The sequence below is a fragment of the Kocuria sp. CNJ-770 genome, assembly GCF_001942375.1.
GTDB lineage: Bacteria > Actinomycetota > Actinomycetes > Actinomycetales > Micrococcaceae > Kocuria > Kocuria oceani.
Genome location: NZ_MKJW01000144.1, coordinates 29,800 through 50,246, shown reverse-complemented (window position 1 = coordinate 50,246; position 20,447 = coordinate 29,800). Strand labels below are relative to the sequence as shown.

The 20,447-nt window shown below is 73.4% G+C and carries 23 protein-coding genes and 1 pseudogene; 14 read left to right on the top strand and 10 right to left on the bottom strand.

Translation table 11 applies throughout. The features are described 5' to 3' along the window. The first annotated feature begins 187 nt into the window (after positions 1-187). The 5 genes from BJF77_RS17275 to BJF77_RS17260 all read left to right on the top strand — a co-directional run bounded on the left by BJF77_RS17275 (position 188) and on the right by BJF77_RS17260 (position 2,538). Positions 188-508 (top strand): CHY zinc finger protein, encoded by a 321-nt coding sequence (locus tag BJF77_RS17275; protein WP_047802617.1) that lies wholly within the window; start codon positions 188-190, stop codon positions 506-508. A gap of 157 nt (positions 509-665) precedes the next feature. Continuing rightward, on the top strand, positions 666-794 hold the full coding sequence (locus tag BJF77_RS22195; RefSeq protein WP_255396342.1) for an ATP-binding cassette domain-containing protein: 129 nt from the start codon (positions 666-668) through the stop codon (positions 792-794). After that, the gene (locus BJF77_RS17270; RefSeq protein WP_255396341.1) at positions 755-1,285 is read left to right on the top strand and encodes an energy-coupling factor ABC transporter ATP-binding protein; all 531 of its coding nucleotides are present in this window, start codon (positions 755-757) and stop codon (positions 1,283-1,285) included. The genes BJF77_RS22195 and BJF77_RS17270 overlap by 40 nt, the downstream gene beginning before the upstream one ends. Then, on the top strand, positions 1,282-1,911 hold the full coding sequence (locus BJF77_RS17265) for an energy-coupling factor transporter transmembrane protein EcfT (RefSeq protein ID WP_047802616.1): 630 nt from the start codon (positions 1,282-1,284) through the stop codon (positions 1,909-1,911). The genes BJF77_RS17270 and BJF77_RS17265 overlap by 4 nt, the downstream gene beginning before the upstream one ends. Positions 1,912-1,941: 30 nt before the next feature. Then, the gene (locus BJF77_RS17260) at positions 1,942-2,538 is read left to right on the top strand and encodes a biotin transporter BioY (protein ID WP_075872942.1); all 597 of its coding nucleotides are present in this window, start codon (positions 1,942-1,944) and stop codon (positions 2,536-2,538) included. 95 nt (positions 2,539-2,633) lie between these two features. Here the strand turns inward: BJF77_RS17260 and BJF77_RS17255 are convergent, their stop codons facing one another. Both BJF77_RS17255 and BJF77_RS17250 read right to left on the bottom strand, forming a co-directional pair. Further along, on the bottom strand, positions 2,634-2,816 hold the full coding sequence (locus BJF77_RS17255; protein ID WP_047802614.1) for a PspC domain-containing protein: 183 nt from the start codon (positions 2,814-2,816) through the stop codon (positions 2,634-2,636). Positions 2,817-2,910: 94 nt separating this feature from the next. Continuing rightward, entirely contained in the window at positions 2,911-3,396 is a 486-nt protein-coding gene (locus BJF77_RS17250) for a pyridoxamine 5'-phosphate oxidase family protein (protein WP_047802613.1), read from the bottom strand. 162 nt (positions 3,397-3,558) lie between these two features. Here BJF77_RS17250 and BJF77_RS17245 point away from each other — a divergent pair, with 162 nt between their 5' ends. Continuing rightward, complete coding sequence (locus BJF77_RS17245; protein ID WP_047802612.1) at positions 3,559-4,194, top strand: flavodoxin family protein; 636 nt, start codon at positions 3,559-3,561, stop codon at positions 4,192-4,194. A 3-nt stretch (positions 4,195-4,197) separates the two neighbouring features. Here BJF77_RS17245 and BJF77_RS20685 read toward each other — a convergent pair whose 3' ends face one another. Next, the gene (locus BJF77_RS20685) at positions 4,198-4,824 is read right to left on the bottom strand and encodes a TetR/AcrR family transcriptional regulator (RefSeq protein WP_158041309.1); all 627 of its coding nucleotides are present in this window, start codon (positions 4,822-4,824) and stop codon (positions 4,198-4,200) included. 129 nt (positions 4,825-4,953) lie between these two features. Here BJF77_RS20685 and BJF77_RS17235 point away from each other — a divergent pair, with 129 nt between their 5' ends. After that, positions 4,954-6,198, top strand: coding sequence for a glycosyltransferase (locus tag BJF77_RS17235; protein WP_075872940.1), 1,245 nt, complete (start codon positions 4,954-4,956; stop codon positions 6,196-6,198). On the opposite strand, the gene BJF77_RS17230 is transcribed toward BJF77_RS17235, so the two are convergent. From BJF77_RS17230 to BJF77_RS17220, 3 genes are read right to left on the bottom strand one after another with little or no spacing between them, the layout of a single operon-like run. Further along, a complete protein-coding gene (locus BJF77_RS17230; RefSeq protein ID WP_075872939.1) occupies positions 6,199-6,714 on the bottom strand; it encodes a hypothetical protein in 516 nt (171 codons plus the stop codon). Beyond that, positions 6,711-7,730, bottom strand: coding sequence for a bile acid:sodium symporter (locus tag BJF77_RS17225; RefSeq protein WP_075872938.1), 1,020 nt, complete (start codon positions 7,728-7,730; stop codon positions 6,711-6,713). Before BJF77_RS17225 ends, BJF77_RS17230 begins: the two co-directional genes overlap by 4 nt. A 54-nt stretch (positions 7,731-7,784) precedes the next feature. Then, positions 7,785-8,837, bottom strand: coding sequence for a LacI family DNA-binding transcriptional regulator (locus BJF77_RS17220; RefSeq protein WP_075872937.1), 1,053 nt, complete (start codon positions 8,835-8,837; stop codon positions 7,785-7,787). A gap of 349 nt (positions 8,838-9,186) precedes the next feature. Between BJF77_RS17220 and BJF77_RS17215 the strand changes: the two genes are divergently transcribed. The 6 genes and pseudogenes from BJF77_RS17215 (at position 9,187) to BJF77_RS17195 (ending at position 15,548) form a co-directional block, all read left to right on the top strand. Continuing rightward, positions 9,187-10,395: an extracellular solute-binding protein gene (locus BJF77_RS17215; RefSeq protein ID WP_222845024.1), complete on the top strand. Its 1,209-nt coding sequence runs from the start codon at positions 9,187-9,189 to the stop codon at positions 10,393-10,395. Continuing rightward, a complete protein-coding gene (locus BJF77_RS17210) occupies positions 10,392-11,363 on the top strand; it encodes a carbohydrate ABC transporter permease (RefSeq protein WP_082157266.1) in 972 nt (323 codons plus the stop codon). Before BJF77_RS17215 ends, BJF77_RS17210 begins: the two co-directional genes overlap by 4 nt. A 2-nt stretch (positions 11,364-11,365) precedes the next feature. Next, positions 11,366-11,497, top strand: a complete 132-nt coding sequence (locus BJF77_RS22900) for a hypothetical protein (RefSeq protein ID WP_369821440.1) — start codon at positions 11,366-11,368, stop codon at positions 11,495-11,497. Then, positions 11,482-12,189: a carbohydrate ABC transporter permease gene (locus BJF77_RS17205; RefSeq protein WP_369821439.1), complete on the top strand. Its 708-nt coding sequence runs from the start codon at positions 11,482-11,484 to the stop codon at positions 12,187-12,189. The genes BJF77_RS22900 and BJF77_RS17205 overlap by 16 nt, the downstream gene beginning before the upstream one ends. A gap of 92 nt (positions 12,190-12,281) precedes the next feature. Continuing rightward, positions 12,282-13,960, top strand: a pseudogene (locus tag BJF77_RS17200) (glycoside hydrolase family 13 protein). 115 nt (positions 13,961-14,075) lie between these two features. Beyond that, a complete protein-coding gene (locus BJF77_RS17195; protein WP_083665236.1) occupies positions 14,076-15,548 on the top strand; it encodes a selenium-binding protein SBP56-related protein in 1,473 nt (490 codons plus the stop codon). Positions 15,549-15,609: 61 nt separating this feature from the next. On the opposite strand, the gene BJF77_RS17190 is transcribed toward BJF77_RS17195, so the two are convergent. The 3 genes from BJF77_RS17190 to BJF77_RS17180 all read right to left on the bottom strand — a co-directional run bounded on the left by BJF77_RS17190 (position 15,610) and on the right by BJF77_RS17180 (position 18,984). After that, on the bottom strand, positions 15,610-16,887 hold the full coding sequence (locus BJF77_RS17190) for an ABC transporter permease (protein ID WP_075872935.1): 1,278 nt from the start codon (positions 16,885-16,887) through the stop codon (positions 15,610-15,612). Beyond that, positions 16,884-17,651 (bottom strand): ABC transporter ATP-binding protein, encoded by a 768-nt coding sequence (locus tag BJF77_RS17185; RefSeq protein ID WP_083665235.1) that lies wholly within the window; start codon positions 17,649-17,651, stop codon positions 16,884-16,886. Before BJF77_RS17185 ends, BJF77_RS17190 begins: the two co-directional genes overlap by 4 nt. Positions 17,652-18,051: 400 nt before the next feature. Then, on the bottom strand, positions 18,052-18,984 hold the full coding sequence (locus BJF77_RS17180; RefSeq protein WP_075872934.1) for an NAD-dependent epimerase/dehydratase family protein: 933 nt from the start codon (positions 18,982-18,984) through the stop codon (positions 18,052-18,054). 208 nt (positions 18,985-19,192) lie between these two features. On the opposite strand from BJF77_RS17180, the gene BJF77_RS17175 reads away from it, so the two are divergent. Then, positions 19,193-19,504, top strand: a complete 312-nt coding sequence (locus tag BJF77_RS17175) for a putative quinol monooxygenase (RefSeq protein ID WP_075872933.1) — start codon at positions 19,193-19,195, stop codon at positions 19,502-19,504. 138 nt (positions 19,505-19,642) lie between these two features. Here BJF77_RS17175 and BJF77_RS17170 read toward each other — a convergent pair whose 3' ends face one another. Further along, positions 19,643-20,371, bottom strand: a complete 729-nt coding sequence (locus BJF77_RS17170) for a YcnI family protein (protein ID WP_075872932.1) — start codon at positions 20,369-20,371, stop codon at positions 19,643-19,645. Between the last annotated feature and the right edge of the window lie 76 nt (positions 20,372-20,447).

Here is a 20,447-nt window from a genome sequence, read left to right as displayed (position 1 = left end):
GTCGGGGCGCACCAGGAGGGCACAGGACGTCAGCCCCGAACTGTAGGACAGCCCTCTGGGTGCCGGCTGGACGCGCCGGGACGGGCAGGCCGAACCCGAGCAGGGATAATGGCATCGGCGTCCGAGCCGGCCCGGCCCGGACGCGCGCAGCACAGATGCGTCAGGGACCAAGGATCGAGCAGAAGAGGTGACCGTGCCGAGAGTCCTGGGGAGCACGGTCGACGACCAGACGAGGTGCATCCACTACCGCACGGCGCTGGACGTCGTCGCGATCAGGTTCTGGTGCTGCCAGGAGTACTATCCCTGCCACCTGTGCCACGCGGAGAGCGCGGGGCACCCGGCCGTGCCGTGGCCGGCCGCCGAGCGCGACGCCGCGGCCGTCCTCTGCGGGGTCTGCGCCCACGAGCTGACCGTGCGCGAGTACCGGGACGCGGACGGCTGCCCGCGCTGCGGTGCGCGCTTCAACCCGGGATGCCGTCTGCACGCCTCCCTGTACTTCGAGGACTGACCCGCACCGTGCCGATCCCCCGCCCCGCCCCCTCCCGCCCCGGCCGCCCGCGCCGCCGGGAGAGCGCTCCGCGCCCCCGGGCCCCTCCGGCCCCCACCCGGGGCTGCGGCTCACGGACGTCACCGTCACCCGGGAGGGCCGGGACGTCCTCCGGGACGTGGACCTGACCCTCGACGAGCACCGCATCGCCGTGATCGGGCTCAACGGCTCGGGCAAGAGCACCCTCGTGCGCCTGCTCAACGCCTGGTGCTGCCCTCCCGCGGAACGGTGCAGGTGGGCGGGCTGAGCACCGCCCGGGACGCCAAGCGGATCCGGCGCCAGGTGGGGTTCGTGTTCCAGCACCCGGAGAACCAGATCGTGATGCCCCTGGTGGCCGAGGACATCGCCTTCGGCGTGCAGAACCTCGGGCTGCGCGGCGCCGAGCTCACCGACCGGGTGGACGCGGTCCTGCATCGCCTGGACATCGCCCACCTGCGGGACCGCGAGTCCTACACGCTCTCCGGCGGGGAGAAGCAGATGGTCGCCCTGGCCGCGGTGCTGGTGATGGAGCCCTCCACCGTCGTCTTCGACGAGCCCGCCACCATGCTCGACCGGCGCAACCGCCGCCGGCTCCAGGCCACGATCGACGGCCTGGACCAGCGGGCGATCGTGGTGACCCACGACCTGGACATGGTCGAGGCCTACGACCGCGCCCTCGTGGTCCACGAGGGCCGCATCGCCTTCGACGGCGATCCCGGCCGGGCGCTCGAGTTCTACTGCCGGATCAGCGACTCGTGACCGGCGCCCGCCCCGCCGGGCCGCTGGCCGCCGTGCCGGCCGGGCCCAAGTTCGCGCTGCTCTTCCTCGCCAGCATCGCCCTGTACGCGGTGCCTGGGCTCGCGGCGCAGATCGGCTTCTTCGTCCTCGCGGCGGCGGCGGTGCTGCTGACCCGCACACCGCTGCTGCGGCTGGCGCGCATGCTGGCCGGGCTGTTCCTCGTCGTGGGGGTCGTCGCCGTCACCCTGGTGCTGACCACCGGCTGGGAGGCCGCCGCGGTCTCGGCCCTGCGGCTGCTCAGCCTCTGCTTCCTCGCCTACGCCGTCACCCTGAGCACCGCGTTCAGCGAGATGCTGGCCCTGTTCGAGGCGCTGCTGCGCCCGGCCCGGCGCCTGGGCCTGAACCCGGCCCAGATCAGTCTGGCCCTGTCCATGACGATCCGGTTCATCCCCGAGATCCGCACCCAGTACCTCGCGATCCGCGAAGCGCAGTTCGCCCGCGGCCTGCACCACCGCCCGGTGGCCGTACTGGTGCCCCTGCTGGTGCGCACGCTGGAGTCCGCCCAGGAGATCTCCGCCGCGATCGACGCCCGGTGCTACGACTCCGCCCCGCCGCAGCCGCGCCCCGCTCCTCCCCTGTCCGACTGAGCTCCCGTCCCGCCCACCCGAAGGATCCCCATGGCCGCCGAGAACCCGCAGACCACCCAGAACACCGTCCTCGTGGCGGTGTTCGCCGCCCTGATCGCCGCCCTGGGCCTGGTGCCGCCCATCACCGTGGGCATCGTTCCCGTGCCCATCACCCTGCAGACCCTCGGCGTGATGCTCGCCGGCGCACTGCTCGGCCCGGTCCGCGGCATGCTCTCGGTGGTCGTGCTGGAGGTCCTCGTGCTCGCCGGGCTGCCGCTGCTGGCCGGCGGCCGGGGCGGGCTCGGGGTGTTCCTGGGGCCGACCGGCGGCTACGTGCTCGGCTGGATCCCGGCCGCCCTGGTCATCGGTCTCCTGGTGCAGCACTGGGCGCTGCGGCAGGCCCGGCCCGCGGCCCGGTTCGCCGCCGTCCTGTTCAGCACGGTCGTGGGCGGGATCGGCGTCGTCTACGCCTTCGGCGTGCCCTGGACGGCCGTGGTCGCCGGGCTGCCGCTGTCCACGTCCCTGCTGGGCTCGCTCGTGTTCGTCCCCGGCGACCTGCTCAAGGCGGTCGTGGCCACCGCCGTGGCCCTCAACGTCCACCGCAGCTACCGCCGCCTGCTCGGCGGCGTGCCGGCCGCGGCGCGGTGAGCGCGCGGGAATGAGCGCGCGGGCAGGTGCGGAGGCCGCGACGCGGGGGCGCCCCGTGGCGGCGCCACGGCGCGCGGAGCGGTGCCCGCGGTGTCTCAGGTCTGCTTGGGAATGATGATCCACAGCGCGATGTAGACCAGCTCCCCCACGCCCACGAGGCCGAAGACGATGAAGCCGAGGCGCACCAGGAACTTCGGGAGACCGAAGCGGTTCGCCAGCGCCGCGCAGACGCCGGCGAGGAGCTTGCCGTTGCGGGGACGGACCAGTGTGGTAGCCATGCCCGGAGTCTACGCTCGCACCGCCGGACACGCCCGGGCCGGAGCCGTCCGCTCCGGCCCGGCCGAGCGGCCGGCGGAGCGGACGGCGGAGGCGTCAGAGGTCGACGACGCCCTTGTCGCCCTTGACGGTGTCCCCGGTGACCTTGGCCTTGACCAGGTTGGCCACCTGGGTGACCTTGCCCCCGCCGGGGGTGTCCCAGTACTCGGCGGAACGGCCGGTGACCTCGATGAGGACGTTGTCCGGGTTCTCGGGCCCGCCCTCCAGCCACGAGCCGGTGAAGCTGTCCCACAGCTCCTTGAGCTTGTCCACGTCGTTGAGCACCAGCGCGGTCCCGGTGAGCGAGACCCAGGCGCCCTCGCCGGCGTAGGCGACGTTGACGGAGGGCCGCTGCTGGAGGTCCTGCACCTGGTCCGAGGTGCGCTCGGCGATGAAGTACACGGTGCCGTCGAAGTCCACGTCCTGCGTGGCCATCGGCTTGGAGATGAGGTTGCCGTGCTCGTCGGCGTGGGTGAGCATGGCGATGCGGGTCTTCCGGATGAGCTCGCGCACCTTGGCGGCGCCGTCGTGCTGATCGGTCATGGGGATGCCCTTCTCTCGTCGACCACCGCGGTTCCGCGGCGCGAACGGCCAGTCTACGAACCCCGGGCGGATCGCACGAGGGGCCGCCCCGGCGGGGAGCGACGGAGTAGGTTGGGCAGGGAGACCGCACCGATGCCCGCACCTGCCCGGAAGGACCCGCCCATGCCCCAGCTCTCCGCCGTCGCCCTCGTCTGCACCCTGACCCCGTCACCGGCCCCGTCCAGCAGCGAGCTGATGGCACGCCACGTGCTGGAGGCGCTCGAGCAGCACGGGGTGACCACCTCCTCCGTGCGGGTGGTCGACCACGACGTGAAGCCGGGGGTCCAGGTGGACATGGGTTCCGGGGACGAGTGGCCGGCCCTGCGGCAGCAGGTCCTGGACGCGGACATCCTGGTGCTGGCCACCCCCATCTGGATGGGCCACCCCTGCAGCGTCGCCCAGCGGGTGATCGAGCGCCTCGACGCCGACCTCGCCGAGACCGACGACCAGGGCCGGCCGATCATGTACGACAAGACCGCGATCGTGGCCGTGGTCGGCAACGAGGACGGCGCGCACAAGACGATCGCCGACATGACGCAGGCCCTCAGCGACGTCGGGTTCACCGTCCCGGCCCAGGCCGGGACCTACTGGGTGGGCGAGGCCATGCACACCGTGGACTACCAGGACCTGGACGAGGTGCCGGAGAAGGTCGCGGCCACCACGGCCGGGGCCGCCCGCAACGCCGCCCACCTGGCGCGCCTGCTGCGCGCCGAGCCCTATCCGGCCGACGACAGCGGCAGCGGCCGGTCCGGCCGGTAGCCCTCAGCCGCGGCCGGTCCCGGCCGCCGCCCCCCGCGCCAGCAGGCCGCACACGGCGTCGACCCACTCGTCCGTCACGGGCTGCCGGAGCATGACGACCCGGTGCAGCGCGGCGCCCACCAGGGCGTCCGCCACCTCGGCGGCGGTGGTGCCCGGTCCCCACTCCCCGCGGTCCCGGGCCCGGCGGACCAGGGCGTCCAGCGGCTGCTCCGTGGCGGCCAGACGCCGGGCGACGACCGCCTCCACCTCGCCGGAGAGCCCGTCCGCCAGGGCCACGAGCAGCAGGGCCCGGCCGCCCGGGGTGGCCAGGTGCCGCGCCAGCGGCCCGAGCACGGAGGCGAGGTCCGTGCGCAGCCGGCCCGTGTCCGCCGGCGCCCCGAGGGCGTCCAGCTGGTGCTCCAGGGCGCCGACGACGAGCGATCCGCGGTCCGGCCAGCGCCGGTACACGGAGGTCCGGTGGACGCCCGCCCGCCGCGCGACCCGGTCGACGCTCAGCGCGTGCGGTCCGGCCACGGCCAGCTCCTCGAGCGTGGCGGCCAGCACCACGCCGTCGATGGGCACGGCGGGACGTCCCGCCCGGCCGGGAGACCGTGCCGGGCGGGGCTCGGGGGCGGGGCCGGTGACGGACATGCCCCCATTGTCGCCCGCCGCGCCCGCCCCCGGACGCCGGCCGCCCCGGGAACCCGCGCCGTCGGCTCGAGACATCTGGGCCGAGCACCTCCCTTAATGCAACAATGTGTTGCATTAAGGGAGGTGCTCATGGACGTGCTCATCGTCGCCGTCGACACCCGCGGTGGTGTCCAGCCCTACACCGCGCTCGCCGCGGGCCTGCGGGCCCGGGGCCACCCCACCGTCGTCGCGGCGCCCGAGGACCTCACCTGGCTCCCGGAGCAGCACGGCGTCCCGGCCCTCGCCCTGCCCGGGAGCATGCAGGAGGCCGCCGCGCGCCTGCCCTCCAGCGAGGGGATGCGCGGTCTGGTGCCGCGCGGGATGCAGGAGGAGGTGAGCCGCCAGGCCGCCGTGCGGACCGCCGCGCTCCTGGAGGCCGCCCCGGAGGCCGACGTGGTCCTGGCGGGCATCGGCGGCGCCCCCATCGCCCGTGCGGTCGCCGAACGGACCGGGGCACGGTTCCTCTCGGCGCACCTGCATCCGCTGGGTCCCGTCACCGGCGCGTTCCCCGGAGTTCTGGCCCCGCACGTGCCCCGGTGGTCGGGGCGGGCCGGCAACCGCCTGGCCCACCGGATCACCGCCCTCGCGGCGGCCGCCCCCACGCGCCCGGCCGAGCGCGCCGCACGGACGGCCGCCGGCCTCGCGGAGAGATCCGCCGCCCGGCCGGAGACGGGCGCCCTGTACGGCATCAGCCCCCAGGTGCTCCCCCAGCCCCCCGACTGGCCGACCGGTCACGTGCTGACCGGGTACTGGTTCCTCGACGATCCCGGGGCCGCCCTCGACCCCGAGCTCGAGGCGTTCCTGGCCGACGGGCCGCCCCCGGTGGTGGTCGGCTTCGGGAGCATGTCCAGCGCCGACGCCCGCCGGACCTCGGCGACGGTCACGGCCGCCCTGCGCGCCACGGGCTCCCGCGGGGTGCTGCTGACCGGGTGGGGCGGACTCGCCGCCGACGGCGACCCCGGTCCGGGAATCCTGGTGCGCACCGCCGTCCCGCACGACCTCCTGCTGCCGCGGGCGGCGGTCGTGGTGCACCACGCGGGGGCCGGGACCACGGCGGCGGGACTGCGCGCGGGCATCCCCCACGTCACGGTTCCCTACGGGGTCGACCAGCCGTTCTGGGCGGCACGGGTCCACGAGCTCGGCGCGGGAGCCGCCCCCGTCCCCCGGAGACGGCTGACGACCGAGCGCCTGGTCGAGGCGCTCGACCGGTGCCTGCGGGACGGGTCGCTGCGGGAGCGGGCGCGGCGGCTGGACGCCGCGATCCGCGCGGAGGACGGTGTGGGCACGGCCGTGAGCCGCCTGGAGACCTGGGCCGCGCTCGATCCGCGGCAGTGATCAGTCCTCGGGCGGGACCTCGGACGCGGGCGGGACCACGCTGTTCCTGGCGGCGCTCACCGGCGCGTTGACGGGGCAGGCCGCCTGCCCGGACAGGCGGTGCAGCACGGCCAGGGCGGCCGCCACCAGCGCCAGGACGCCGGCCCCCGGCAGGACGGAGCCCGCCACCACCAGCACCACCCCGACGGCGCCGAGCAGCGCGCTGCGGCGCTCCGCGGACTCGACGGCCCGGGCCACGGTGACGGTGGCGACGTCGTCGTCATCGGGGAGCGGGGTGCCGCCGGCGACCGGCACCACGTAGGAGGCCACGAGCGCGCCCGTGAGCAGCGAGACGCCGATCCAGGCGGGGCGCCACCCCACGGCCGGGTCCTCCCGGCCGAGGAGGAGCCCGGGCACGGGGGCGCAGAGCAGGCCCAGGAGCGCGGCGGCGACGAGCCCTGCGAGCGCTGCGACCCCCCACTGGCGGACCCCCCACAGTCGGAGGGCCTGGGTGGCGGGACGGAGGCGCTGCGTCATGGGCGGGGTGCCTTTCGATCGGACGGGGTGGTGCCCCCACTGTGTCGTGGATCGCGGCCCGGCACCAGGCGGGGGACCAGCCGGACGAGGACCACCATCCCCACCAGCTCCACCAGGGTCTGGGCCACGACGACGAACGGTGTCAGCGCCAGCCGCTCCGGCAGCGCCAGGGCCAGGGGGAGCACCACGAGGGAGTTGCGGGTGGCACCGCCGAACACCAGCGCCCGGGAGGCCGCCACGTCCAGGCCCGCGATCCGGGCGGCCAGGAGCCCGAGCGGGACCATGGCCACGAGGAAGCCGATGTAGAGGGGCACCACGGTCACGAGCTCGGCCAGCTGCTCCCCCACCCCGCGCACCTGCGAGGCGATCACCGTGAACAGCGTCAGCGCCATCAGCGGCACCGTCGCCGCGGCCGTGGCCGTGACGACCCGGCGCGCCGCGGCGGAGCCCGGCGCCGCCCGCTGCACCGCCGCGGCCGCGGCGAGGGGCAGGACGATGAGCAGCACGAACGCCTCCACGAAGGGCCCCAGCTCCACGAGGGCGACCGCCTCGGGGCCGGCGAGGACCAGCAGCCAGGCGGGCAGCAGGAGCATCTGGCCCAGCATCAGCAGCGGGGCGGCGGCCAGCAGCCGGTCGGCGGCGCCGCCGGCGAGACCGGTGAAGACGATGACGTAGTCCACGCACGGAGCCAGCAGCACCAGCAGCACCCCGATCAGCACGGCCTCGTGGTCGGCGACCGCCCGGGAGAGGAGGAGCACCACGACCGGCACCACGGCGAAGTTCACCACCAGCACGGCCGCCAGGAAGCGCAGGTCGGTGAAGGCCCGGCCGATCGCGGCGAACGGGACGGCCAGGAACGTGGCGAAGAGCAGCAGTCCCAGCACCGGGGTGACGGCCGGGGCGAGCGCGGGCGCACCGGGCACCGCCCAGCCGACGAGGACCGCGGCGGCGATGGCCCCCAGGTAGACGGCCACCTGGTGGCGTTCGACCCACGGGGCGGGTGCTGTGCTGCTCACCCGTCCAGCGTAGGCGCCCGCGTCCGGGTGCGGCCCCGGGGCCGCGGGCCTCGTTCAGCGCGCGGGGGTCTCCGCCGCGGAGCCGGACGGTGCGTCGCGGACCGGGGCGGTGCTGCGGCGCACGACGACGCGGGTGGGCAGTTTCTGCGCCGGGTCGGGGTCCTCCCCGCGCAGCAGCGCCAGCAGCAGCCGTGCGGCCTGCAGCCCCTGGTCCCGGACCGGCTGGCGGACGGTGGTGAGGTCGACAAGCTCCGCGAGAGGGTGGTCGTCGATGCCGATGACAGAGATGTCCTCGGGCACCCGCAGTCCGGCGCGGCGGACGGTGCGCATCGCGCCCAGGGCCATCTCGTCGGAGTGGGCCAGCACGGCGGTGGGGAGCTCGCGGACGCTGAGCAGCTTCTCCATGGCCTCGGCGGCCGGCACCCCGCCCCAGTCGGTGGTCACGACGAGCTCCTCGTCGACCGGGACACCGGCGTGGGCCATGGCCGCGTAGAAGCCCCGCGTGCGCCCCCGGTGGGCCGGCTGATCGGCGCGGTCGGGGTCGACGGCGGTGATCATGGCGATCCGCCGGTGACCCAGGCGCAGCAGGTGGTCGGTGGCCTGCCGCACGGCGGCGGCGTCGTCGATGGAGACGTAGGGATAGGTCGCGTCCTGGCCGCCGGCGGCGACGATGGTGACGCCCATGAGCTCCAGGCGGCGCCGCTCGTGGTCGGTGACCGGCACCGCGACCACCACGACCGCGTCGACCTTGCGGCGGGCGGGCAGGCGCTCGAAGAACGCGTGGCGGCCCTCGGGATCCCCGACGTGGTAGAGCAGCACGTCGTGACCGGCCTCCCGCAGGACCTCCTCGAGGCCGCCGACCATCTCCCCGAAGTACCAGCGGTCCAGGTGGGGCACGACCAGGGCGACGCTGCGGGTGGCTCCGGTGGCCAGGCGCGAGGCCTCCGGGGAGGCGACGTACTCCAAGCGGCGGGCGACCTCGGTGACACGCTCCCTGGTGGCCGCGGCCACGCCGTAGGCACTGTTGAGCGCCCGTGAGGCGGTGGCCAGGGAGACGCCGGCCTCACGGGCCACGTCCGCCAGGCCGACGGTTCTCGAGGAGGTCATGGCCTCAGTGTAGATCCTTCGGAAGCGCTTCCCAAACAACGTTCCGACATCACGACGAACAATGCCCTCCCCCGCCCAGAATCCACGCAAAATTATGCGCCCCATGGGGTTGACATTGTTTCCGTATGACCTGAATCATATTCGGAAGCGCTTCCGAAAAGGGGGCGGCACCCTTTCCGGAGGAGGAAGTTCCATGACCGATCGTCTGGTCACCCAGGATTCTGCCCGTCTGACCCGCACGAGGCTGCGTGTGCTGGGAGCAGGTGCTTGCGCAGTGTTCGCCCTGGCCGCTTGCGCGCCTCCCGGTGGGGGCTCGGCTCCGGCGGCTTCCGAGGCGGCGCCTACGGATGTGTCCACCGAGCTGGGCCAGGAGCCCATCGAGCTGACCCTCTACGACGGTGCCGGGCTCAAGGCCAAGGACGAGGCGCTGATCGCGGCGTTCGAGCAGAAGCACCCGAACGTGACCATCACCGGCCGCTATGACCCCGATGACGTGCAGGCCCAGAACGCCCCGCGGGTGCTGGCCTCGGACGACCCGCCGGACATCGCCCGGGTGATCGCCCTGTCGGATGTGGCCGGGGACGGGCTGCTGACCAACCTGGACGCCTACGCCGACGCCTACACCTGGGACGAGCTGCCGGAGGGTCAGCTGGCCCAGTACCGGGTGAACGAGGACGGGGTGCGCGGGGAGGGCTCGCAGTACACGATGGCCGACGGCTTCACCGTCACCGGCTTCTACTACAACAAGGAGCTGGCCGAGCAGCTGGGCATGTCCACCCCGCCGCAGACCATGGAGGAGCTGGAGGAACTTCTGGCTCAGGCCGAGGAGGCCGGCATGGTGCCGATCATGGCCGGCAACCAGACCGGCCAGGTCATGACCAGCACGCAGATGATGCTCAACCACGCCCTGGGCGCGGAGTCGGTCAACGAGTGGATCTTCCACGCCCCCGAGGCCACCATCGACACCCCGGAGGCCGCCGAGGCCCTGGCCACGATCCAGGACTGGGCCGAGGCCGGGTACTACCCGGAGGACACCAACGGCACCGACGCCACCGCGGCGTTGGGGCGCTTCGCCAACGGTGAGGCCCTGTTCTACGCCTCCGGCAACTGGGACGCCGCCGCCCTGGACGAGCAGATGGGCGACAACGTCGGGTTCTTCCTGCCTCCCGCCCCCGAGGGCCAGGAGCCGGCGACGATGTCGGACCCGGCCTCGAACTTCGCCATCCCGGCCGGTTCGGACGCCAAGGACGCCGCCGCGGCGTTCCTGGACTTCCTGCGTTCCGAGGAGGCCCGTCAGGTGGTCGCCGATGCCGGTTTCGCCCCCTCCGGCGAAGGGGAGGTCCCGGCCACGGAGGAGGGCTCGGTCAGGGCCCAGATCCAGGAGGCCTTCGCCCAGCTGGTGGAGGCCGACGGGCAGGTGCAGTTCGTGCAGAACGCCACCAACGGGCTGACCACCACCTGGAACTCCGAGGCCCAGCGCCTCGTCGACGGGGCCACCACCCCGGAGGACATGCTGGACGCGGTCCAGTCCAAGTACGAGGACGAGCTGGGACGATGAGCTCCCTCGACGGTTCCAGCGGCCTCCTGCAGGGCCTGACCCGGCCCGCCCCGGCGGCGCCCGCCGGCCAGGAGCGGACCCCCGAGCGGGCACCGCGCCCCCGGCGGCGGAGGAAGAACTGGGCCGGATGGCTGTTCGCGGCCCCGGCAGCACTGATGTACGCGGTGTTCGTGCTGCGGCCGCTGGCCGCCTCGATCCAGTACTCCTTCTACGACTGGGACGGCATCACACCGGCCACGTTCGTGGGGCTGGAGAACTATGTGCGGGTCTTCACCGACCCGCAGCTGCTGTCCTCGATCTGGCACGCCTTCTTCCTGATCATCTTCTTCACCGTTGTCCCCGTCACGGTGGCGCTGCTGGTGGCCGGGCTGATCCGGGAGCTGCGCAGCAAGGGCCTGGGCAGGCTGGCCCAGACGCTGCTGTTCATCCCCTACGTCATCCCGGCCGCGGCCGCGGCGATCGCCTGGAGCTGGATGTACGCCACCACCGGTGCGGTCAACCAGCTGCTGTCGGTCGTCGGGCTCGAAGCTGTGACCCGCGCCTGGTTCGGGGACCCGGCCTGGGCGCTGCCTGCGGTGGGTCTGATCGGGACCTGGATCAACCTCGGGTTCTGCACCATCCTGCTGATGTCGGGCATCGGCAAGATCGACACCTCCCTCTACGAGGCGGCCAAGCTCGACGGGGCCGGGTTCTTCCAGACCTTCCGGGCGATCACCCTGCCCGGGCTGCGCCAGGAGATCGGGGTGTGCGTGACGATCACCATCATCGCCGCCCTGGCCAGCTTCGACATCGTGTTCATGTCCACCCAGGGCGGACCCGGGTACTCCACCATGGTGCCCGGTGTGCAGGTGTACCAGCTGGGCTTCACCGAGTCCCGCATCGGCCTCGCCTCCGCCCTGGCGCTGGTCCTCAGCGCCCTGGTGCTGGCCGTGATCCTGCCCCTCCAGAAGCTCTTCCGGGAGAAGTGAGCATGAGAACCTCCAAAAGCACCCAGATCCCCGGAGTGGCCCTGCTGCTGCTGGCCATGGCCTTCTCCGTCTTCCCGCTGCTGAGCATGTTCTTCACCGCCCTGCAGCCCCAGGGTCCGTGCCGCTGGGGCTGAGCTGGCCGGCGGACCCGCAGTGGCACAACTTCATCGACGCCTGGAACGTCGCCGACATCACCACCCTGGCCGGTTCCAGCTTCCTGCTCGTGCTGGGCGTGGTGCCCCTCGGGGTGCTGCTGGCGACCATGGCCGGCTACGCCCTGGGCCAGCTGCGCATCCCCGGTGGGTCGATCCTCTTCGTGCTGCTGCTGCTGGGGCTGACCCTGCCGTTCGAGGTCACGATCGTCCCGCTGTACTACCAGATCCGCGAGATGGGCCTGCTCAACACCCGCCTGGGGCTGATCCTGCCGCTGATCGGGCTGAACATGCCCTTCGCCGTGTTCTGGATGCGCGCCCACTTCCTCAACGCACCCGCCGAGCTCTCCGAGGCCGCCAGCATGGACGGGGCCAGCACCTGGCAGTCCTTCCGGGCCATCCACCTGCCCTTGGCCCTGCCCGCGATCGCCTCCCTGGGGCTGCTGATGTTCATCTCCACCTGGAACCAGTTCCTGCTGGCCATCGTGCTGATGGACGACCCGGCCAAGCGCACCATGGCCGGTGCCCTGCAGAACTTCGTCGGCCAGTACTCCACCGACGTGGTCCTGCTCAACGCCGGGTCCCTGCTCATCATGGCCCCGATGATCCTGGTGTTCCTCTTCTTCCAGCGCCACATCGTCAAGGCCATGCTCGCCGGCTCGGTCAAGGGCTGAGCCGGTGCGGACCGCCGGCGACCACCGCGGCCGGTCCGCACCCGCACCTGCCTGCCGCCGCACCTTCCCCCTCTTCCACGGACGGAGTCCCGATGTCCTCTTCCCTCGCCCCGCTCCCGGCCGCCCCCGATCCGGACTGGTGGCGGACGGCGGTCGTCTACCAGGTCTACCCCCGGTCCTTCGCCGACTCCGACGGTGACGGTCTCGGGGACCTGGGCGGGCTGCTCTCCCGCCTGCCGTACCTCGCCGAGCTGGGGGTGGACGCGATCTGGCTCAGCCCCTTCTACCCCTCCCCGCTGGCCGACGGCGGCTACGACATCAGCGACTACCGCGACGTCGACCCGCGGCTGGGCACCCTCGACGACTTCGACCGGGTGGTGGCCGGCGCCCACGGGCTGGGCATCAGGATCATCGTCGACATCGTCCCCAACCACACCTCCGACCAGCACCCCTGGTTCCAGGAGGCCCTCGCCGCACCGGCGGGCTCCCCCGCCCGCGGGCGCTACATCTTCCGGGACGGCACCGGCGACGACGGCGCCTGCCCGCCCGCGAACTGGGTCTCGCACTTCGGCGGGCCCGCCTGGGAGCGGGTGGACGACGGTCAGTGGTACTGCCACCTCTTCGCCAAGGAGCAGCCGGACCTGAACTGGGACCACCCCGAGGTGCGCCGGTACTTCGAGGACACCCTGCGGTTCTGGGCCGACCGCGGGGTGGACGGGTTCCGCGTCGACGTGGCCCACTCCCTGGCGAAGGACCTCTCCCACCCGCTGCGCGACCAGCCCACCCTGGACCGCATGCTCCCGCTGGACGGCACCGACCCGCTCTACGACCGGGAGGAGGTGCACACGATCTACCAGGAGTGGCGCCAGGTCTTCGACGAGTACGACCCCCCGCGGATGGCGGTGGCCGAGACGTGGCACCCGGCCAACGAGCGGACCTGGCTCTACGCCCGCCCCACCGAGCTCGGGCAGGTCTTCGACTTCTCCCTGCTGAAGTCCCGGTGGGACCGGGACCAGTTCGTGGACGTGATCGACCAGCCTTCGCCGGCCACACGGGAGCCGGCGGCGGCCTCACCTGGGTGCTGTCCAACCACGACGTCCCCCGTCACGCCTCCCGCCTGGCCCTGCCCGAGGACACCGACCCGGACGCGTGGCTGCTCGCCGACGGGCGCCACCCCGTGCTCGACTCCCGGCTGGGACTGGACCGGGCGCGGGCGGCCACCCTCATGATGCTGGCCCTGCCGGGCTCGCCCTACCTCTACCAGGGCGAGGAGCTCGGCCTGCCCGAGGTGCCCGACATCCCCCACGAGCACCTGCAGGACCCCGTCTGGCACCGCACCGGCCACAGGCTCAAGGGCCGCGACGGCGCCCGCGTCCCGCTGCCCTGGACCCGGTCCGGCGGCTCCTTCGGCTTCGGCGAGGGCGGCGCGTGGCTGCCCCAGCCGGAGCACTTCGGGGAGCTGTCGGTCGAGGCCCAGGACGGGGTGGACGGCTCGACCCTCGAGCTGTACCGGCGTGCGCTGCGGATCCGGCGGGCCCACCCCGGACTGGCCACCACCGACTTCGCCTGGGCGGAGGCCCCGTCCGGGTGCCTGGCCTACGGCCGGGGCGCCGGGTTCCGCTGCCTGGTCAACCTCTCCGGCGCCGAGGTCCCTCTGCCCGCCGGTGCCGAGGTGCTGCTGGCCAGCGGCCCGCTCGGCGACGGGCAGCTGCCGCCCGACCACGCCGTGTGGCTGGACGTCGGAGCCGAGGCCTGGAAGGACGACGTGTGACCTGGTCTACTCGCTGACGGGGTGGAAGACTGGTGCCGTGCCGGCCGCCCCTCCTCGGGAGACCCGGGACGGAGCACCCGGCATCCACCCGCCCGCCCCCAGCAAGGGAGGTCCGATGAACTCCTCCGAGCACGACCACCACTCCACCGGCCACGACCACGGGTCCGACGCCGAAGCGGTCCCGGCGATGGATCCCACGTTCTACCGCTCCCCGACCCAGGCCATCGCGGCCCCGCGGGAGACACTGGCCTACGTGGTGGCCTTCGACCACGACGCCCAGCGCCCGGACGCGCTGAGCGTGATCGACCTCGACCCGGACTCCGACTCCTACGGCACCGTGGTCGGCTGGGAGGACATGCCCGGCACCGGGGACGAGCTGCACCACTTCGGCTGGAACGCCTGCAGCAGCTCCCTGATGCACGAAGGCCACGACATGGACGACCTGTCCCGCCGGTACCTGCTGATGCCCGGATTGCGCTCGTCCAACGTGCACGTTGCCGACACCCACCCCGACCCCCGGAATCCGCGAGTGGTCAAGACGATCACCGCCGACGAGCTGGCAGAGAAGGCCGGGTACTCCCGCCCGCACACCCTGCACTGCGGCCCGGACGGGGTGTACCTCTCCTGCCTGGGCACCGCCTCCGGGGACGGCGGACCCGGCGGCATCGCGGTGCTCGACCACAGCACCTTCGACGTGATCGGCAGGTGGGAGACCGACCGCGGCCCCCAGCACCTGGCCTACGACGCGTGGTGGCACCTGATGCACAACACGCTGATCACCAGCGAGTGGGGCACCCCGGCCATGGTGGAGAACGGCATCGTTCCCGAGCAGCTCCTCAACCAGGAGTACGGCCACGCCCTGCACTTCTGGGACCTCGCCGAAGGCCGGCACCTGCAGCGGGTGGAGCTGGGGCCCGAGCACCAGATGGCCCTCGAGCTGCGTCCGGCCCACGACCCGGAGGCGACCTGGGGGCTGGTGGACTCGGTGATCTCCACCGAGGACCTCTCGGCCTCGATCTTCCACTGGCACCGCACCGAGTCCGGGGACTGGACCGCGGAGAAGGTCATCTCCATCCCGGCCGAACCGCTCGAGGCGGAGAAGCTGCCCGAGTTCCTGCGCCCCTTCGGCGCGGTGCCGCCCCTGGTCACCGACATCTCGCTGTCCGTGGACGACCGCTGGCTCTACGTCTCCTGCTGGGGCACCGGGGAGCTCAAGCAGTACGACGTCTCCGACCCGGCCCACCCGCGGGAGACCGGGTCCGTGCGCCTGGGCGGGATCGGGGACCGCGCCGCCCACCCCTCCGCCCCGGACACCTGGCTCGGCGGCGGCCCGCAGATGGTGGAGACCAGCCGCGACGGCACCCGGGTCTACGTGACCAACTCGCTCTACGGGGCCTGGGACGACCAGCTCTACCCGCACGGGATCGGCGCCTGGATGGCCAAGATCGACGCCGACACCGACACCGGCGGCCTGTCGATCGACAAGGACTTCTTCCTCGACCAGGAGGACTTCCGCGGCCTGCGCGTCCACCAGATCCGGCTGCAGGGCGGGGACGCCTCCTCCGACTCCTACTGCTACCGCACCTGACCCGCACGCTCGGCCCGCGGCGAGGAGTTCCGGGACGGTGCGGGCCGGACGGTGGGTGCGGTCACTCGTGGCGCAGGGCGGTGATGGGGTCCTTGCCCGCGGCCCGGACGGCCGGGATCGTGCCGGCCGCGAAGGCGATCGTGAGCACGGCCACGGCGATCAGTGCGATCTCCGGAGCCCGGAAGACGAACAGGGACAGCCCCGGCAGCCCCGCCAGGAACCCCTCGGCCAGCCACCGGGCCACCCAGGACCCGGCCACCACCGCGGTGGTCACGCCGAGGACCGCGCCGAGGAGGCCGATGAACACCGCCTCCAGGGAGAACAGCCCGAAGACCTTCGCCCCGCTGGTGCCCAGGGCCTTCATCAGCCCGATCTCGCGGGTGCGCTCCTGCACGGACATCAGCAGCGTGTTGACGATGCCCAGGCTCGCCGCCAGCAGGGCGATCACCGCGCACGTGTTGAGGATCCAGATCACGGCGTCGATCACGGTGCGGAACATCCCGAGCTGGTCCTCGACCGTGGAGGCGACCATGCCGGCCTCCTCCAGCCGCTCCTGCACCGCGGGAGCCTGCGCGGGATCGTCCATGACGGCGCGCGCCATGATGTAGCTGGCCGCCACCTCCTCCGGCCCCCCGCTGATCTGGTAGGCGTAGAGACGTTCGTTGAAGGAGGTCGAGGGCAGCGGGTTCATCGCGACCCCGGCCAGGCTGGCCTGGGTCACACCCGAGACCGTGGCCTCGAAGGCCTGCTCCGTCCCGGCCATGTTCGTCATGACCACCTCCAGGACCTCCCCGACCGCGTCCTCCGCCGAGGCGAACCCCAGGTCGGCGACCCAGCTGTCGGGGATCGCGAGCTCGTCCGCCCCGTCCGCGGCAGTGGCTCCGGCGACCACCTGCAGGCCCTCGCCGTCGACCGGGATGCCGAGCGCGAGCTGGAACCTCGCCCCGTCGGCGCGCAGATAGGTGGGGACCACGTTGTACACCGGGTGCACCTCGGTGACACCGGGGGTGTCCTCCACGGTGGTGACGTCCTCCTCGGAGAGCCCTGCGAAGGAGACCCCGAAGCCCGTGGCGACCTGGGTGTCCTCCGGGTCGTAGGCCCGTGGGCCGGTGCCGGTGGAGAGCTCCAGCAACGGCTGGGACTTCTGCACGTACAGCGCGTCCGTGTCGCCGAAGGCGGCCACGGTCTGGTCGATGTAGCGGTTCACCCCGGTGCCCATGCCCGAGGTCAGCGTCAGGGTCAGCGCGCCGATGAAGACCGCCACCACGGTCAGCACCGTGCGGGTCCGGCCCCGGAAGGTGCTGGCCACGGCCGAGCCGACCATGTCGGTCCACGTCACCGGGCGCCTCCGGAGACCCCGAGGGCGACCTCGTCCCGGTCGGCGGGAACGACGGCCTCGAGCGGGTCCGCCGGCACGGAAGCCGGGGCCTCCACGATCAGCCCGTCGCGCAGGTGCACCTGGCGGTCGCAGCGTGCAGCCAGCTCCGCGTCGTGGGTGACGATCACCGCGGTGATGCCCCGCTCGCGGTTGAGCTCGAAGAGGATGTCCTGGACCACGGCACCGGTGGCCGAGTCGAGGTTTCCCGTGGGCTCGTCGGCGAAGATCACGGACGGGTCGTTGACCAGTGCCCGGGCGATCGCCACCCGCTGCTTCTGGCCCCCGGACAGGTCGGTGGCCCGGCTGGCCGCCTTCTCCGCCATCTCCAGCCGCTCCAGCACCGCCAGTCCGCGGCGGCGCCGCTCCGCCCGGGGCACCCCGGCGATCTTCAGGGGCAGCACCACGTTCTCCAGCACCGTCTGCCCCGGGGTGAGGAAGAACTGCTGGAACACGAACCCGAACATCGTGTTGCGCAGGGCGTTGAGCTCCCGGACCGAGAGGGACCCGGCGTCCTGGCCCCGCACCGCCACCGACCCGGAGGTCGGCGCGTCCAGCAGGGCCAGCAGGTGCATCAGGGTGGACTTGCCCGACCCGGACTTGCCCACGATCGCCACCGACTCCCCCGCCTCGATCGCCAGGCTCACCGAGCGGAGGGCCGTGAAGGCGTGGGGGCCGTGGCCGTAGGTCTTCACCAGGTCCTCGGTCTGCAGCACCGCAGGATTCATCCGTGGCGTCCTTCCCCTGTCCGCGCAACCACCCGTGGCCATCCCGGGGACAAGATCAGGAGCAACCGGTGTGGGACGGCGTCGCACACCCACTTCATCATGTGCGAAGGCACACGGAGAGGGGAAACCGGCGAGTGTCCCCACAAGGGAGGTCCGCCGCGCCCGCCCGGCGCGCTCCCGCCGACGAGCTGCGGCCGGGGCCGCGTTCGCGCGGCGCAGACCTCCCCAACGGGGCCGCCCGGCACCGGGCACCTCGACGCCCCGCGCCCGGAGCCGGACACCGCCACGTCCGCTCCGCCCCGCCCACGGCCCCGGAGCAGCGGCCGAGGTCCCCCGCCCACGGGACGCGGGCACGGCACCGCACGGCTGCGTGACGGGCCCCAGGGGCGGTCCGGAGGTCTCAGCGCCCGTCCGGCACGCCGTGCGCGGTGCTGCGGCACACCTCGTCCCACGGCGTGGGCTCGAGGCCGAAGTGCCGGCGGGCGGCCGCGTCGTCGAGCACGTAGGGCCGGTCCCACTGGTAGGACAGGGCGCGCATCTCCCGCAGCACGGGGACGACCAGGGAGACGCCGGCCAGCGCGGGATCGCGCAGCACCCGCACCCGGACCGGCGGCCTGCCCGCAGCGCGCAGGACATCGGTCAGCGCCTGCTCCTGCGTGCGGGGAGGATTGCTGGGCACGTGCCACACCCGCCCGTGCGCGGTGTCGTCCTCGGCCGCCGCGACGAGCAGCCGCGCCACGTCGGCGGGGCTGGTGAAGGTGTGCGGCTGGTCCTTGGCGAACAGCACCGTGACCGGCCGGCCCCGCAGCGCCGCGGGCAGCACGCGCGTGATGTGCCCGTTCGAGCCGACCCCCGGGCCGATGTAGTCGGATCCCCGGACCTCGACCACCCGTACCCGCCCCTCGTCGTGGGCGGTGCGGGCGGCGCGCCACATCGCCGCCCGCAGCCGGCCCTTGGCATCCGTCGCGGCGTCCGGCAGCCCCTCGTGCATCGGGCCGTCGACCGGGCCGTAGGGGTACAGGTTGCCCGTCATCGCGTAGACGGCTCCCGTGCGCTCGGCGGCGGCGAGCAGCGCGGACGCCAGCGGCGGCCAGACCTTTCCCCACCGGGTGTAGTCGCCGGGGTTGGCGCAGTTGTAGAGCACCCCGGCGCCCTCCGCCGCCCGGGTCAGGGCGTCCTCGTCGGAGGCGTCGAGCGCCGGCGACCGGGCACCGGGCACGGCGGCCGAGCCCGATCGGGTCACGACGGTCACCTCGTGACCGCGGTCGACGAGCTGGTGCGCCAGAGCCCGGCCGACGGGCCCGGCACCGACGACGAGGTGGCGGTGGTCCATGGGTGTCCTCCCCGGTCGTGGCACAACAGCGCAGTGCTCCCGGACAGCAGTCTGCCCTGCTGTCCGCGCCAGGTCGACGGAGCACCCGGGGAGGACGGCACGTCGGGGCCCGGCGGCGCGTGCGGGCGGACAGGGCTTCCCGTCCGATGCGCTACCGTGGTCGCTCCAGCCAGCTCGGCCATCCACCGTCGTCCGGAAGGACAGCATCATGACCGTTGTCGTCACCGCAGTCTTCACCCCCGCCACCGGCTCCCGGGACCGTCTCGTCGAGGCCCTGCGGACGGCCGTTCCCGCGGTCCACGACGAACCGGGATGCCTGCTCTACGCGCTCCACGACGCCGCGGACGGGTCGATCGTGATGCTCGAGAAGTGGGCGTCCGAGCGCGACCTCGCGGCCCACGCCGCCGGGCCGGCGGTCGCACGCCTGAACACGCTGATCGAGGGCCTGACCGCCCAGCCCGTCGTCGTCACCACCATGGCACCGCTGCCGGCCGGGTCAGAGGAGCAGGGCACGCTCTGAGCGCACCTGGGGCCGCGCCGCCCGGTCCCGGAGCGGTGCCCCGGGACCGGCCGGCGCAGCGGACCCGACCGGGACGGCACCCCTGCGGGGCGCTTCCGCGCCTCGCGGGGTGCCGTCCCGGACCGCGCCGGGCGCAGGTCAGCCGCGGCGACGGGTGCGCACCAGGGCGACGACCCCGGCGAGCAGCCCCAGCAGCCCGGCGACCAGTCCGGCCCAGCCCAGCCCCGTGCCGACGGACCCCTGGGTGGAGGCCTCCTCGGCCGCGGTGGCGGCCCCGGCGTTGTCGTCGGTGCCGTGCCCGTGGCCGTCGGCCTCGGCGGCGGTGGTGGTCAGGGACGGTGCCGGGTGCTCGGGCTCGGCCTCCCCCTCGGCCATGGGCTGGTCCCAGGCCACGGAGCGGCCGTCGGTGTAGGACTGGGTCACCGGCAGCAGCAGGGTGGTCCCCTCCTCGGGGAGCGGGCCGACCGAGATGGTGAAGGTCTGGAACTGGCCCGGCTCGATCGCGTGCTCCTCGTCCGCCGTCCAGGTGATGGTGGCGGGCGCCTCGGTGATGGCGCCCTCCCCGATCTGCACCGGTTCCGGCAGCTGCTCCTCGGTGACCTCGGCGCTCCAGCCCTCCACGGGCTTGGTCCGCACCGAGGCGAACGGGGTGTTCTCGGGCAGGGTGAGCTCCAGCTTGTTCGTGGAGGCGGTGTCGGACTCGTTGGGCACGGAGAACGTGACCTGGGCGTAGCCCTCCGCGGCGGTGGAGGTGGAGGTGGCCGAGACGTGGGCGGCGGCGGGAGACAGTCCCAGGGCCGTCAGCCCGGCGGCGACGGCGAGGACGGACGTGCTGGTGATCAGGCGCGGGGCAGTGGTGTTCGTCATGACGATGGGCCTTTCGTGCGCGCCGCCGGGACACGGCGGCGCAGGAGGAGTCGTGGGGTCAACGGCAGGCGGGCGC

Excerpts from the sequence above, each read along its gene's own strand:
- BJF77_RS17185 (WP_083665235.1), bottom strand. The coding sequence starts at position 17,651 with ATGAATCCTGCGGTGCTGCAGACCGAGGACCTGGTGAAGACCTACGGC.
- BJF77_RS17245 (WP_047802612.1), top strand. The coding sequence starts at position 3,559 with ATGCCCCAGCTCTCCGCCGTCGCCCTCGTCTGCACCCTGACCCCGTCA.
- BJF77_RS17260 (WP_075872942.1), top strand. The coding sequence starts at position 1,942 with ATGGCCGCCGAGAACCCGCAGACCACCCAGAACACCGTCCTCGTGGCG.
- BJF77_RS17175 (WP_075872933.1), top strand. The coding sequence starts at position 19,193 with ATGACCGTTGTCGTCACCGCAGTCTTCACCCCCGCCACCGGCTCCCGG.
- BJF77_RS17235 (WP_075872940.1), top strand. The coding sequence starts at position 4,954 with ATGGACGTGCTCATCGTCGCCGTCGACACCCGCGGTGGTGTCCAGCCC.
- BJF77_RS17250 (WP_047802613.1), bottom strand. The coding sequence starts at position 3,396 with ATGACCGATCAGCACGACGGCGCCGCCAAGGTGCGCGAGCTCATCCGG.
- BJF77_RS20685 (WP_158041309.1), bottom strand. The coding sequence starts at position 4,824 with ATGTCCGTCACCGGCCCCGCCCCCGAGCCCCGCCCGGCACGGTCTCCC.
- BJF77_RS17230 (WP_075872939.1), bottom strand. The coding sequence starts at position 6,714 with ATGACGCAGCGCCTCCGTCCCGCCACCCAGGCCCTCCGACTGTGGGGG.
- BJF77_RS22900 (WP_369821440.1), top strand. The coding sequence starts at position 11,366 with ATGAGAACCTCCAAAAGCACCCAGATCCCCGGAGTGGCCCTGCTGCTG.
- BJF77_RS17210 (WP_082157266.1), top strand. The coding sequence starts at position 10,392 with ATGAGCTCCCTCGACGGTTCCAGCGGCCTCCTGCAGGGCCTGACCCGG.
- BJF77_RS17170 (WP_075872932.1), bottom strand. The coding sequence starts at position 20,371 with ATGACGAACACCACTGCCCCGCGCCTGATCACCAGCACGTCCGTCCTC.
- BJF77_RS17220 (WP_075872937.1), bottom strand. The coding sequence starts at position 8,837 with ATGACCTCCTCGAGAACCGTCGGCCTGGCGGACGTGGCCCGTGAGGCC.
- BJF77_RS17195 (WP_083665236.1), top strand. The coding sequence starts at position 14,076 with ATGAACTCCTCCGAGCACGACCACCACTCCACCGGCCACGACCACGGG.
- BJF77_RS17255 (WP_047802614.1), bottom strand. The coding sequence starts at position 2,816 with ATGGCTACCACACTGGTCCGTCCCCGCAACGGCAAGCTCCTCGCCGGC.
- BJF77_RS17180 (WP_075872934.1), bottom strand. The coding sequence starts at position 18,984 with ATGGACCACCGCCACCTCGTCGTCGGTGCCGGGCCCGTCGGCCGGGCT.